We start from the raw sequence: 13,140 nt of genomic DNA on the forward strand, positions 1-13,140 counted from the left end.
CCGGCGGTGACCGACGGATCCTGCGCGCACGCGGCCAACAGCAACAGCAGCCCCGGTGCGAGTAAACGGCGATACATTGGTACTTTCCTCAAGTTTTATTGGCGCCGCAATTCTTCGCGCTATCCCATCCCCGCGAGCGCTTACCCGGTTGCGTGCGGCGCAGCGGATACAATCCGCCCACGCCGACACGCTGCCAAGGCTCTCTCAGGCTCTCTCTTCGAATCGTTCGGTCACTGCTTCAGTGTTGCCGCTTGTCGCTGCTCCGACTGTGCCGGTATCGATCTCCAAACATGACGCAACAAACAATAGTGACGTGGTGAGCAATAATAATGGAGAAAAATGGCATGTCAAGGCCATTCGCGTGTTTGAAGTTTGCGTAGCGCGTCAGCTTTGATATGCTCTTCCTCGCCAAAACCCCTGGAGACCCCATCGAGATGTCCACCACCGAGCAGGCCAACGTCGATCTCATCACCGCCAACAAGGTGCGCGATCTCCTGAACCGGAACGGCATTCCGCCGCGAAGTCACAACACGACGATCGCGAACGTGCTCGGTCTGAGCTTCTCGGTCGTCACGCGCAAGATGAAAGGCCTGATCCCGTGGAACCTGTCGCAGTTGCAGGACATCGCGACGCACTTCGGCGTGCCGCCCGCGATCCTGCTCGACGACAAGGGCACGCAGCCGGCCGCGGCGGAGATGATCGACGCGACGTTCGTGATCGAGTCGAAGCGCTTGCGCTGCCGCGCCGCGATCTCGACGAAGGCCACCAGCCAGATCGAAACGGACTTCGTCGCGCTGCAATGGCAGGGCGAATGGATCGTCACCGAACGCCAGCACGCGCGCGAGGGCCGCACGTATCCGGTCGACGTGATCGAGCTGCGCTCGGCGCAGCCGAACGTGTATGCGGCGCGGATCGCCGTGGTCGACGATTCGCACGACGTCGCCGAAACGGTCTGCGAATATTTCATCGAGAAAGGCGTGAACGCCATTCCGTACTTCGACGGCGCGAGCTTCCGCAAGGCGCTGGAAGTCGAGGATTTCGACGGCTACATCCTCGACTGGATGCTCGGCGACCAGACGGCCGCCGAACTCGTGCGCGGCATCCGCTCGAGCGAGAACAGCGGCGCGCCGATCTTCCTGCTGACCGGCAAGATCTCGACCGGCGAAGCGAGCGAGGACGAGATCGCGCACATCGTGTCGCACTACAACGCGCGCTGCGAAGAAAAGCCGGTGCGCCTGCCGATCCTGTTCGCGGAAGTCGCCCGCGAACTGAAACTCACGCTGCCGGCCGCGGCGGCCACGAACTGAGAACCGGAAACCGACGCTGGGACGACAACCGGCTACACCAACCACCAGACCGAGGGGAAAGACATGCGCATTTCAACCATCTGGACCAAAAGCCTGCTGACGGCCTGCCTGCTCGGGATGGCCGCCGCGGCATGGGCCGCTTCGTCGTTCACGTTCACCGTCGACGGCAAGATCGGCAAGAGCAACCAGCAGGGGAAAATGACCTACGTGTTTTCCGAGCAGGCGCTGATGGCGCTGCCGCAGCATACGATCGTCACGTCGACGAGCTGGACGCCGAAGGCGACCTTCACCGGCCCGCGCCTGTCCGACGTGCTGAAGACGGTCGGCGCGCACGGCACGCAAATCGAATTCCGCTGCATCGACGAATACACGTTCACGATTCCCGTGTCCGACGCCGACAAGTACGGCGTGATCCTCGCGCGGACGATGAACGGCAAGGTGCTCGGCAACGACAACTACGGCCCGCTGTGGATCATGTATCCGCGCGACCAGTATCCCGACGAGCTGAAAACGCCGCTCGGCGAAGCCAAGTTCGCATGGCAGATCATCGGTCTGACCGTGAAGTGAAATGACGCGGCGGCGATGGAAAAATAGAAAAATCATCCTGGTCCTCGGCTCGCTGTGGATCATGGGGTTCGCCGCGTGGGCGTTCCTGCTGTGGGATCTTCTCGCCACCTCGGTCAACGAGGGCGTGCTCGAGGGGCCGCGCGAAGGCGTGTTCTGGACCGCCGCGCAGTACCGCAACGTCTACACGCGCTTCGACCGGCAATTGATTCTGTACGCGACGCACGAGGACGAAGACTTCGATCACGTCCAGATGCAGCTCGACAGCCTGTCGGTGTCGTTCGGATTCCTGCAGCGGCCGTCCGAAGTGTCCGAATACTGGCTGCGCATCCCGCGCGCGCGCAACGAGATCGACGCGCTCGGCGAATTCATGACGCGCCTGAAGCGCGAGGTGCCGCTGCTGCGCGATTCGCCGCAGCAGGCGCGGCAGGTGATCGACGAAGTCACTGCGTACTGGCCGAAGGTCAACGGTCTCGCGAACTACTTCCGCGCGATCGAAATGGCGCAGCGCGATTTCACGTTCCATCAATTGAAGGACAAGCAGCGCGCGATCCTGATCCTCGGCATCGTGCTCGGCGTGATCCTGTGCGCGCTGTTCCTGCTGCTGTTCTATACGATGCGCACGCGCGACGACCTGCTCGAACGGCAAAAAGCGGCGCTCGATGCGGAACGCAAGGCGTCCGACCGCGCGTTCGAGATGATCGAGGCGAAGAACGCATTCCTCGGGATGGTCAGCCACGAACTGCGCACGCCGCTGCAGGCGATCTGCGGATCGATCGAGATCCTGCTCGCGCGAGCGCAGTCCGACGCGAACCTGAAGACGATCCGGCGGCTGCAGAATTCGGCGCTGTCGCTCGAAGCGCTCGTCAAGGACCTCACCGACTACATCAAGCTGCGCTCGACGAAGCGCATCGCCGAACTGGATACCGTCGGCGTCGCGCCGCTGCTGGCCGAAGTGCTCGAACCGCTGCGCGAGAAGATCGTGGCGAAACGGATCGCGGTCACGCAGCTCGTCGAGCCGCCCGGCCTCGCGATCCGCTCCGATCGCAAGCTGCTGCGGCAAGTGCTGTCGAACCTGATCGAGAACTCGGTCAAGTACACGGTCGGCGGCTCGATCACGGTGGCGATCACGCTTGCCGACGCGCCGGCCGGCAGACAGGTGAGGATCGTCGTGCGCGACACCGGCGCCGGCATCGCGAAGCAGCATCTGCCGAAAATTTTCGAGCCGTTCTATCGCGCGAACGACGCGGTCGGACTGCACGTGGACGGAATCGGCATGGGGCTCGCGGTCGTGCGCGAAATCGTGACGACGCTGCGCGGCCATGTGGACGTGCGCAGCGTGGTCGGCGAAGGCAGCGAGTTCGTCGTGACGCTGCCCGTCGAAGTACCCGGCGTCGATACGGGCGCGGGCGGCAGCGCGGCCGACATGCCCGTGCCGGCGCACCTCGGGCGGCGCGCGCTGGTGGTCGACGACAACGACAACGCGCGCGAAACGCTCGGCGCGATGCTGTCGGCGCTCGGCATCGAGGCCGATCTGTGCGGCACCGGGCAGGAAGGCGTCGCGCGCTTCGGTACGGGCCGCTACGACCTCGTCGTGCTCGATCTCGAACTGCCGGATCTGAGCGGATTCGACGTGGCGCGGCGCATCCGCGCGGTGGCGGAACCGGACGACGACGGCCGGCATCCGGCGATCCTCGGCGTCAGCGCGTATGAATCGGCAGCGCTGCGCGAGGACCAGCGGGTGTTCGACGCATTCCTGCCGAAGCCGGTCCACCTGCGCGAACTCGGCGCGCTCGTCGAGAAGCTGCTCGCCTGAGCCGCGCCAACGCGGCATCGCGCGTTCCCTGCTCGTCTACTCGCCGATCAGATGCAGCACGACGTCGCGCCGGTGCGCCGCGCGCCGATGCTCGAACAGATAGATCCCCTGCCACGTGCCGAGCACCATGCGCCCGTGCTCGACCGGAATCGACAGCTGCACCTGCGTGAGCGCCGTGCGCAGATGCGCGGGCATGTCGTCGGCGCCTTCGGTGTCGTGCTCGTAGCGCGTGTCGTCCTCGGGCGCGAGCGTCGCGAAATAGCGTTCGATATCGCGCTGCACCGACGGATCCGCATTCTCCTGGATCAGCAGCGACGCCGACGTATGGCGGCAGAACACGGTGAGCAGGCCGGTGCGGATCGCCTGCTGGTCGACGAACGCTCGTACCTGCGGCGTGATTTCGACGAGGCCGCTGCCGCGCGTATCGACGCCGACGTGCGTGACGGCCTGTTGCATTGCCATGACCTCAGCCCAGCGCGGCGAAGCCTTCGGCTTCGATCTGCTTCGCGTCGGCGGGGCGCACGACCCGCGCGACTTCGACCCCATCGCGCAGGAATACCAGTGTCGGCCACAGCTTCACGCCGAACGAGCGACCGAGCGGACGGCCGGGGCCGTCCTCGATCTTCAGGTGCCGCACGGCAGGATGCTCGGAGAACGACGCCGTGATCGCGGGCTGCGCGCCTGCGCAGATCCCGCACCAGTTCGCGCCGAATTCGATGACGGTTGCGCCGCTCAATGCGTCGACTTCCGCGCGGGTCGGCGCGTTGGCGGTGTAGCGTTGCTCGGTGTCCATCAGTCCCTCGTGTACGTTGGCGGAACGTGACTGCGCGCGCCAGCCCGATGCAGGCGCGCGCAGCCTTCGATTTCCTACTGTAGCGGAAAAAATCGCGCGCTGCCGGGCGGTCCGGCGCAGGATCGGCGTGCCTTTGCGCACCTGTCGGAACGACGCGACTCGGAGTGCCGCGCCGTCGCGACGGGATCGGCATGCGAACCGTTCCCGCCAGCGAAGGACTCGACCATGAATGCGCCGCACTGCATCGCCGAACCGAATCGGCTTCGGCAACGCAAAGCCGTGTCGGCATCAAAGGCATCCGACCTGTAAAAGCGCACGGAAATCACAGGCCCCTGCATCGCGACATACAGGCCGGCCGGAGCGGAGATTGTCCGTATCGAGACGCATCGCTTTGCGACCTGACGCTGATCCACCCTGTGCGCCGCCCATCCCGCGCCGCGTCCCGCATCGCGCGTCGCTGTACTCGCACGCCCCGTCACGCCTGGCGCCCGCTTGCGACGTCACGAATTGGCTGCATCAAAAAATGACGATGCGGGCCCATCGCCGATCATTCGTACATGTACCAAACCATCCAACTCCCATTTAGTAGACGTTCTATTTAAATCGGTACCCCACTTACCGAAAATTGACCCGGTCGATTCGATCGCAACGTTTTGCAAGCATTCGTGCCACGCAAACGCGATCCGAAAGCACCGGCGCAATGCGTCCGACCGACAGCAAGTCAAGCAGCGCTCCCGTCCATCGATTGCCAATTCCGCGCAATGAAGCCGTCGCATCCGGTATTCACCGGATGGGCCGCCTTGCGTGCGGAATCGGGATGGCGGCCGGCGCAGGGCCAAACAGAACGATAGCAACAGGGGTATATGGATACGTCTTTCGAAGGGCGACGCTGGCAGGCGTCGCAGAACGCGGGCGGCTCGATCGCGAGGGCATCCGACGTCGTGCTGATTTCGGCCGGCGCACTGGTCGCGGCGCTGGCCTTGCCCGAGCCCGACACCGGCGGAGCGGCCGAACTCGCGAACGTCGCCTGCGCCGCAACGTTCGCGCTGGTGCTGTTTCCTGCATTCCGTCTCAATCACCTGTCGCTCGGCCGTTCGACATACCGCACCGCCGCCGTCACCGCTTTCGCGTGGCTGCTCGCCCAGGCGAGCGCCGCGCTCGTGATGCGGGCCCTCCTCCCCGCGCTGAACGTTTCGCCCTACTGGCATCTGCTGTGGACCGCGACGAGCGGCGTCGCGCTCGTTGCGTCGCGGCTCGTCGCCCGCACGACGCTCGAGCGGATCGCGCGCGCTCGGGACGGCGACCGCCTCGTCGCCATCGTCGGCGCGGGCACGCATCGCGACGCACTGCTCGAGCGCATCGGCGAGTTGCCGTCGGCCGGCTTTCGCGCGGCCGCGACGCTCGACTTCGGCGGCGTGCCCCGCGAGCACGGCATCGACGTGCCGTCCTTTCGGTCGCTCGACGCATTCGCGCGGCATGTCCGCGCGCACGCGATTCCCGAAATCTGGCTTGCGTTGCCGATCGACGAAGCCCGCACGGTGATGGCCGTGCTCGACACGTTCCGCGACGATCTCGTCAACATCCGGCTCGTGCCGGACATCGGCCGGCTCGCGATGTTCGACGGCCAACTGATCGATCTGGTCGGCACGCCGGCGATCAACTTGGTCGCTTCGCCGCTGTCGTCCCGCGCGCTGCTGCAGAAGGCCGTGTTCGACCGGCTGTTCGCGGCCGCGGTCCTGATCGCCACCGCGCCGCTGTTGCTTGCGATCGCGCTGGCGGTCCGGCTTTCGTCGAAAGGCCCCGTCCTGTTCCGGCAGCAGCGCCAGGGCGCCAACGGCAAGACGTTCACGATCATCAAGTTCCGCACGATGCGGCTCCACGACGACCACGACGCCGTGCGGCAGGCGACGCGCGACGATCCGCGCATCACGCGCGTGGGGGCATTCCTGCGCCGTACCAGCCTCGACGAGATGCCGCAGTTCATCAACGTGCTGCGCGGCGAGATGTCCGTCGTCGGGCCGCGCCCGCATGCGCTCGAACACGACGACCTGTACCGGAAGGTCGTCGACGGCTACATCCATCGCTATCGCGTCAAGCCGGGCATTACCGGCTGGGCGCAGATCCACGGCCTGCGCGGTGAAACCGAACGCGTCGAGAAGATGCGGCGCCGCGTCGAAGCCGACCTCTACTACCTGCGCAACTGGTCGTTCGCACTCGACATGCGCATCGTCATGGCCACCGTCCTGCGCGGCTGGACCCACAGCAACGCGTACTGATACGCACGCGGCGCCCGCTTCCCCGGTTGCCGGCACACGATAAGGAAACCTCATGAAAACCGCACTGAACGCGCAGAGCGGCTTCGCGCATCCCGCCGTCGCGCGCCGGCTGCTCACCGCCACGCTCTGCATCGCGCTGTCGGCCTGCGCGTTCGCGCCCGGCATGCGCATGAGCACGGCGCCCGGCGCGGCCGACGGCACGGCTGCCGACGGCGCGCCGCCGTTCCGGATGACCCGGATCGACGCCGGCCTGATCCGGCAACTCGCCGCACAAGCGCGCGAGCAGCACATCCGGCCGGACCAGCTCGCCGCGCCGGCCGGCCCATACCGGATCGGCATCGGCGACGTACTGCAGGTCACCGTCTGGGATCACCCCGAGCTGGCCGTCGCAAGGCGCGGCGCCGCAGGGCACCCCGCGCGCGGCCGATCCGGTCGCCGGCTTCGTCGTCGATCCGCGCGGCAACCTGTCGTTTCCGTTCGCGGGCGACGTACCGGTTGCGGGGCTGACGACCGAGGCCGCGCAGGCGCGGATAGCCGGCGCGCTGTCGCGCGTCTATCGCGATCCGCAGGTGACGCTGCGCGTCGCGTCGTTCCGCTCGCAGCAGGTCTATATCGACGGCGAGGTTCGTACGCCCGGCAACCAGCCCGTCAACGACGTGCCGATGACGCTCTACGAAGCGCTCGGTCGCGCAGGCGGCCTGAGCCCGGCCGCCGACCAGAGCCGGATGACGCTCGTGCGCGACGGCCGCAGCTATCCGCTCGACCTGAGCCGGATGCTGCGCGACGGCCGCAACCCGGCCGACGTCGTACTCGCCGCAGGCGATCTGCTTCACGTGCCGTCCCGTAGCGACTACGGCGTATACGTGATGGGCGAAGTCAACAAGCCGGCGCTCGCGGCACCGCTGCGCGACGGCCGGCTGACGCTGTCCGACGCGTTGTCGCAGGCCGGCAGCGTGAACGCCGCCACGGCCGACGCGGCCCAGATGTTCGTGATCCGCGGCGCCGGCACGGACACCCCGCAGGTGTTCCACCTCGACGCGCGCTCGCCGGTGTCGATGGTGCTCGCCAACGAGTTCGAGCTGCAGCCGAAGGACATCGTCTATGTCGACGGCAACGGTCTCGTGCGCTTCAGCCGCGTGCTCAGCCTGCTGCTGCCGGGCGTCAACACCAGCGCGACCGCCGCGCTCGCCGTCAAATGAAGCCGGTCGCCACCCTGCTCGTCGTGTGCATCGGCAACCTCTGCCGCAGCCCGATGGCCGAGGCCCTGTTTCGTGCGCGGTTACCGGGTGTCGACGTGCAGTCGGCCGGCATCGGCGCGCACGACGGCCAGCCCGCCGATCCGCATGCGGTTCGGTTGATGCGCGCACGCGGCCTCGACATCGCCGCGCATCGCGCACGCCGCCTGCCGACGGGGCTCGCGGCGCGCGCCGATCTGATCCTGACGATGGACCTCGCGCAGAAACGCTGGCTCGAGCAGTGTCAGCCGGCGCTGCGCGGCCGCGTGTTCCGGCTCGGCCTGCCCAATTCTTCGACCGGCCTTCCGTCCGGTTTCGACGTGCCGGATCCGTATCTCGGCACGCGTGCGGCGTTCGAGCACAGCTTGCGGCTCATCGAGCGCGGCGTCGACGCATGGTGCACGCGCATCGTGCCGCCGCCTCCCCCTACTTCTCCGCTTTCGGAATCGAATCGATGACATCCACACCTCTTCACGAGCGGTCGCACGATCGCGACACGGAGCTCGATCTCGCCGGCGCGATCGACGTGCTCGTCGCCCAGCGCTGGCTGATCGCCGCCGTCACCGCGGCGTGCGTCGGCGCGGGGTCGCTGTACGCGTTCCTCGCGCCTCGGCAATACCAGGCCGACATCATGGTGCAGGTCGAGGACAGCGGCGACACCTCCGCCGCCAAGAGCGTCCTCGGCGACGTATCGTCGTTGTTCGACGTCAAGTCGAGCGCGTCGGCCGAAGCGCAAATTCTGGCGTCGCGGCTCGTCGTCACGCGCGCGGTCGACGAATTGCGCAGCTACATCGTCGTGCAGCCGAAGCGCTTCCCCCTCGTCGGCGAGTTCGCGTCGCGCTTCAATGCCGGCGTTGCGCGCCCCGGCGTGTTCGGTCTGGGCGGCTACGCATGGGCGAAAGAGTCGGCCGAACTCGTGCGCTTCGACGTGCCGAAATCGTTCGAAGGCGAACGCTTCGAACTGTCGATGCTCGACGCCGGCCGCTACCGGCTCGCGGGTGCTGCGTTACCGGCGCCCGTCGTCGGCACGATCGGCCAGCCGCACACCTTCGGCACGGCCGACGGCCCGGTCGCGATCGACGTCGCGCGCATCGACGCGCTTCCCGGCACGCGCTTCACGCTCGTGCGCGAATCGCGCGCCGAAACGATCGACACGCTGCGCCGCGGGCTCGACGTCCAGGAAAAGATCAAGCAGTCGGGCGTGATCGTCGCCACGCTGCGCGGGACCGACCCGCAGCGCGTGCAGGCCCAGCTTCAGGCGGTCGCGAATCACTACATCCGCCAACATATCGAGCGCAAGTCCGCCGACGCGGCGCAGTCGCTCGCGTTCCTCAACGCGCAGTTGCCGGTCCTGAAGAAGCAGCTTCAGGACGCCGAGCAGCGCTATACGAACCTGCGCAACGCGAACGGCACGATCGATCTCGACGCGGAAGCCAAACTGCTGCTGCAGCAATCGGCCGACACGGCCACCCGGCGGCTCGAATTGCAGCAAAAGCGCGACGAGATGGCGTCGCGCTTCGCGCCAGGCCATCCCGACATGGTCGCGCTCGATGCGCAGCTCGCCACGCTCGCGCGCGAGCAACGGGCGTTCGAACACCGCGTGCGCGGCTTGCCGGACCTGCAGCAGGAGGCCTTGCGGCTGATGCTCGACGTGAAAGTCGACACCGATCTCTATACGGCCCTGCTCGCCAACGCGCAGCAGCTCGAACTGGTCAGGGCCGGCAAGACCGGCAGCGTGCGCATCGTCGACATGCCGATCGTGCCGGAAGACGCCGTCCGGCCGAACCGGCCGGTCGTGATCGCGGCGGCCGCATTGGCCGGGCTCGTGCTCGGCGTCGCGCTGGCGTTCGTGCGCGACCACCTGTACGGCGGCGTACGCGATGCCGACGAGATCGAGCGGCATCTCGGCATCGACGTCTACGCGACCGTCCCCGCCTCGGCGGGTCAGCGCCGCGTCGCCCGGCGCAGCGCCCAGCGCCTGCCGGCGCCCCACCTGCTGAGCGCGCGCGATCCGCACGACCCGGCGATCGAAAGCCTGCGCAGCCTGCATACCGCGCTGCGCTTCGCGATGCAGGACGCGCGCAACAACGTGCTGCTGGTGACGGGCCCCGTGCCCGACGCGGGCAAGTCGTTCGTCGCGGCGAATTTCGCGGCGCTGCTGGCCGCCGGCGGCGAACGCGTGCTGCTCGTCGACGGCGATCTTCGCAAGGGCTATCTGCACGAATCGCTGGGGATGCCGCGCGAATCCGGGTTCGCCGAACTGCTGTCCGGCGACGTGACGCCGGAGGACGCGATTCGCCGCAACGTGCTGCCGAATCTCGATTTCATCGCGACCGGCGCGATGCCCGAGCACCCGGCTCAATGGCTCGCCGACGCGCGCGTCGAGGCGCTGCTCGATGGCTTGTCCGCACGTTACGACCGCGTCGTGATCGACGCGGCGCCGATTCTCGCCGTCAGCGACGCAGTCGCGCTCGGCCGCCACGCGGGCACCGTGCTGCTCGTCGCCCGCGCGGCCTCGACGCGTATCGCCGAGCTCGGCGAGGCCGCGCGTCGCCTCGCGCACAACGGCGTCGCGGCAAGCGGCGTGGTGCTCAACGGCGTGGACCCGCGCACGACGCGCTACGGCTCGCGCTACGGCGCGTACCGCTATGCGCAGTACCGCTATGCGCCGTCGCGCAGTCGCGCCGCATGGCCGGGCCGACGCGCGCTGCAGGCACTCGCCGCGCGGTTGCGGCGCGGGGGTGAGCGATGAGCGACATCCATCGCGTCGACCACGCGGCAGCCCGCGACGCCCGTCATGCGCCGGCGCCGCGCGCCGCCGAAACCCGCACGACCGGCGCGCCGCGCCTGCGCATCGCGCTCGTCGCGGAAGCGGCAGGCGGCGGCGTGGCCACCCACCTTTCCGATCTGATCGACGGGCTGAGCGCGGTTCACGGCATCGAAGTGCACCTGATCGTGCCCGACGGCCCGCGCTTCGACGACAAAACCCTCGACGCGCGCGTGCTGTCCCGTTGCGCGAGCGTGCATCGCGTGCCGATGCAACGGCACGTCGGCTGGCGCGATGCGCTCGCGGTTGTCCGGCTGTACCGCTGCCTGCTGCGGATCCGGCCGGACATCGTGCACAGCCACAGCTCGAAGGCGGGGGCGATCGCGCGCTTATGCATCGGCCCGTGGCGTCAGGTCTACACGCCGCATGCCGTCTATACGCTCAATCCGTCGCTGAACGGTCTGCAGCGCCGTTTCTACGGCACGATCGAGCAGATGCTCGGCCGGCTGCGCACGCACCGGATCATCGCCGTATCGGAGGACGAGGCACGGCATCTTCGCGACGCGCTCGGCATTCCCGCACACCGCGTCAAGACGATCGCCAACGGCGTCAGGCCGCCCGACACGATGCCGCGACACGACGCGCGGCAAGCGCTCGGCCTGCGGGACGACGCGATCGTCGTCGGTTTCGTCGGGCGCTTCGACCACCAGAAGGGCGTCGACCGGCTCGTGCGGATTGCGCGTGCCGTCCATCGCCAGTGCAACCGCGACGTGCAATTCGTCGCAATCGGCCCCGGCGACTTCAACGCGGCAGCCGGCCCCGAGGCCGAGTATTGGCCGCCGAACCTTCACGTCGCGGGCGTCGTCGAGCATGCGAGCCGCTACTTCTCCGCATTCGACCTGTTCGCGCTGCCGAGCCGCTACGAAGGCTTCCCGTACGTCTGCCTCGAAGCGATGGCGGCCGGCGTGCCGATCGTCGCGTCGCAGGTCGCGGGCGCGGCCGAACTGATCCGCGCCAGCGAGATCGGGGTAGTCGTGCCGAACGACGACGACACGACCGATTTCAAGCACGCCGTCGTCGCGCTCGCACGCGACGCCGCGTTGCGCAGCGCGATGCGCGCGCGCTGCGTGCCGGCCGCCCGGTGCCATTCCGCGGACGCGATGGTGCGCCGCACCCTCGATCTCTATCGCAGCCTCGTTCCCAAGGAGACCTCATGACCTCGTCCACCCACGTGGCGCTGCTGCACGCGTACAGCGCCCGCAATTCCGGGGACGGCCTGCTGGTCGATCTCTCCATCGGACTGCTGAAGGAAGCGTTCGGCGACGCGACCCGCGTATCGATCGTCGCCGCCGATCCGGGATCGTTCCCCGCCTATGCCGACGTGCGCGCGGCGCCCGTGCTCGCGGAACACGGCACGCGCCGCCTGAGCGGCGCGGCGCGCGCCGCGTTGCCGGTTGCCGCGAACGCGCGGCTGGCCGACTTGCGCCGCCTGCTCGCGGGCGTCGACCTGATTGCCGGCGTCGGCGGCGGCTATCTGCGCGCGCGCGGTCCCGTCGAAGCGCTCAAGCTCGAGGCCGGCCACCTGCTGCAGATGCGCGCGGCGCACGCGTCGGGCAAACCGACCGTGTACCTGCCGCAAAGCATCGGGCCCGCGCGGCACGCGGCGCCGGTCGGCGCGCACCTGCAGCGCCTGCTCGCCTCGTTCGACCGTGTGTTCGTGCGCGACGACCGGTCGGCCGCCTTCCTCGCCGCCAATCCGAACACGCGGCGCGCGCCCGATCTCGCCGTGCTCGACTTCGAGCATCGCCGCGACACGATCCTGACCCGCGCCGCCGCGCGAAGCCACGACGAGGTTCGCCATGTCGCGTTCGTACTGCGCCGCGCCCCGGAATGGAGCCGCGCGCAACGGATGCGTTACGCGCAGTCGATCGCGCGGCTCGTCGCGCAGATCGGTGCGGCCTGCCGGATCAGCTTCGCGGTGCAGAGCACGGGGCGCGGCAACGACGACATCGCGTACTACCGCAGCATCGGCATCCGCGACACGCTCGTTCCGCTCAGGACGCTGCTCGACACGGACACGCCGGACCGCGTGATTTCGGTGCGTCTGCACGGCGCGCTCGAATCGGTGCTGCATGGCGTGCCCGCGTTCCATCTCAGCTACGAACGCAAGGGCTTCGGCGCCTACGCGGATCTGCGGCTCGGCGACTGGGTCGTCAACGGCGCCGACTTCGATCCGGACGCCGTCGCGCGCACCGTGCTCGCGCCCGAAGCGGCGGCGTCGTTCTGGCAGACCGCGCAAACCGGGTTCGCACACATCCGCACCGGTCGCGCACGCGTGATCGATGCGCTGCGCGCGGCCCGCGCCGCCTGACCTCGGCGGAA

General features: G+C 68.1%; 10 protein-coding genes and 2 pseudogenes. 9 read left to right on the forward strand and 3 right to left on the reverse strand.

Annotation, left to right across the window (positions count from 1 at the left end):
- Window positions 1–77 (reverse strand): annotated as a pseudogene (locus tag WS96_RS33570) (sel1 repeat family protein); the annotation flags it as partial.
- A 357-nt stretch (window positions 78–434) separates the two neighbouring features.
- Between WS96_RS33570 and WS96_RS06200 the strand changes: the two are divergent.
- From WS96_RS06200 to atsR, 3 genes are all read left to right on the forward strand, one after another.
- On the forward strand, window positions 435–1,307 hold the full coding sequence (locus tag WS96_RS06200; protein WP_034205623.1) for a response regulator: 873 nt from the start codon (window positions 435–437) through the stop codon (window positions 1,305–1,307).
- Between the two features lie 63 nt (window positions 1,308–1,370).
- Entirely contained in the window at window positions 1,371–1,874 is a 504-nt protein-coding gene (locus WS96_RS06205) for a molybdopterin-dependent oxidoreductase (RefSeq protein ID WP_034205624.1), read from the forward strand.
- Between the two features lies 1 nt (window position 1,875).
- Entirely contained in the window at window positions 1,876–3,687 is a 1,812-nt protein-coding gene (atsR, locus tag WS96_RS06210; RefSeq protein ID WP_059831244.1) for a hybrid sensor histidine kinase/response regulator AtsR, read from the forward strand.
- 36 nt (window positions 3,688–3,723) lie between these two features.
- On the opposite strand, the gene WS96_RS06215 is transcribed toward atsR, so the two are convergent.
- Window positions 3,724–4,143, reverse strand: coding sequence for a secondary thiamine-phosphate synthase enzyme YjbQ (locus tag WS96_RS06215; protein ID WP_059831245.1), 420 nt, complete (start codon window positions 4,141–4,143; stop codon window positions 3,724–3,726).
- A 10-nt stretch (window positions 4,144–4,153) separates the two neighbouring features.
- Complete coding sequence (locus WS96_RS06220) at window positions 4,154–4,480, reverse strand: thioredoxin family protein (protein ID WP_059793617.1); 327 nt, start codon at window positions 4,478–4,480, stop codon at window positions 4,154–4,156.
- Between the two features lie 863 nt (window positions 4,481–5,343).
- Here WS96_RS06220 and WS96_RS06225 point away from each other — a divergent pair.
- The 6 genes and pseudogenes from WS96_RS06225 to WS96_RS06250 all read left to right on the forward strand — a co-directional run bounded on the left by WS96_RS06225 (window position 5,344) and on the right by WS96_RS06250 (window position 13,129).
- Window positions 5,344–6,756, forward strand: coding sequence for an undecaprenyl-phosphate glucose phosphotransferase (locus tag WS96_RS06225; protein ID WP_059831247.1), 1,413 nt, complete (start codon window positions 5,344–5,346; stop codon window positions 6,754–6,756).
- 52 nt (window positions 6,757–6,808) lie between these two features.
- Window positions 6,809–7,955: pseudogene (locus WS96_RS06230) on the forward strand (polysaccharide biosynthesis/export family protein).
- Entirely contained in the window at window positions 7,952–8,449 is a 498-nt protein-coding gene (locus WS96_RS06235; protein WP_059831248.1) for a low molecular weight protein-tyrosine-phosphatase, read from the forward strand. The pseudogene WS96_RS06230 and the gene WS96_RS06235 overlap by 4 nt, the downstream one beginning before the upstream one ends.
- Window positions 8,446–10,743, forward strand: coding sequence for a polysaccharide biosynthesis tyrosine autokinase (locus WS96_RS06240; RefSeq protein WP_059831250.1), 2,298 nt, complete (start codon window positions 8,446–8,448; stop codon window positions 10,741–10,743). The genes WS96_RS06235 and WS96_RS06240 overlap by 4 nt, the downstream gene beginning before the upstream one ends.
- The gene (locus tag WS96_RS06245) at window positions 10,740–11,975 is read left to right on the forward strand and encodes a glycosyltransferase (protein WP_059831252.1); all 1,236 of its coding nucleotides are present in this window, start codon (window positions 10,740–10,742) and stop codon (window positions 11,973–11,975) included. The genes WS96_RS06240 and WS96_RS06245 overlap by 4 nt, the downstream gene beginning before the upstream one ends.
- Complete coding sequence (locus WS96_RS06250; RefSeq protein WP_059831253.1) at window positions 11,972–13,129, forward strand: polysaccharide pyruvyl transferase family protein; 1,158 nt, start codon at window positions 11,972–11,974, stop codon at window positions 13,127–13,129. Before WS96_RS06245 ends, WS96_RS06250 begins: the two co-directional genes overlap by 4 nt.
- The last annotated feature ends 11 nt before the right edge of the window (window positions 13,130–13,140 follow it).

Source organism: Burkholderia sp. MSMB1835, from assembly GCF_001526365.1.
GTDB lineage: Bacteria > Pseudomonadota > Gammaproteobacteria > Burkholderiales > Burkholderiaceae > Burkholderia.

What these genes read in the sequence shown, in the direction of transcription:
- WS96_RS06200 (WP_034205623.1), top strand. Translation starts at nt 435, where the DNA reads ATGTCCACCACCGAGCAGGCCAACGTCGATCTCATCACCGCCAACAAG.
- WS96_RS06220 (WP_059793617.1), bottom strand. Translation starts at nt 4,480, where the DNA reads ATGGACACCGAGCAACGCTACACCGCCAACGCGCCGACCCGCGCGGAA.
- WS96_RS06240 (WP_059831250.1), top strand. Translation starts at nt 8,446, where the DNA reads ATGACATCCACACCTCTTCACGAGCGGTCGCACGATCGCGACACGGAG.
- atsR (WP_059831244.1), top strand. Translation starts at nt 1,876, where the DNA reads ATGACGCGGCGGCGATGGAAAAATAGAAAAATCATCCTGGTCCTCGGC.
- WS96_RS06235 (WP_059831248.1), top strand. Translation starts at nt 7,952, where the DNA reads ATGAAGCCGGTCGCCACCCTGCTCGTCGTGTGCATCGGCAACCTCTGC.
- WS96_RS06205 (WP_034205624.1), top strand. Translation starts at nt 1,371, where the DNA reads ATGCGCATTTCAACCATCTGGACCAAAAGCCTGCTGACGGCCTGCCTG.
- WS96_RS06250 (WP_059831253.1), top strand. Translation starts at nt 11,972, where the DNA reads ATGACCTCGTCCACCCACGTGGCGCTGCTGCACGCGTACAGCGCCCGC.
- WS96_RS06215 (WP_059831245.1), bottom strand. Translation starts at nt 4,143, where the DNA reads ATGCAACAGGCCGTCACGCACGTCGGCGTCGATACGCGCGGCAGCGGC.
- WS96_RS06225 (WP_059831247.1), top strand. Translation starts at nt 5,344, where the DNA reads ATGGATACGTCTTTCGAAGGGCGACGCTGGCAGGCGTCGCAGAACGCG.
- WS96_RS06245 (WP_059831252.1), top strand. Translation starts at nt 10,740, where the DNA reads ATGAGCGACATCCATCGCGTCGACCACGCGGCAGCCCGCGACGCCCGT.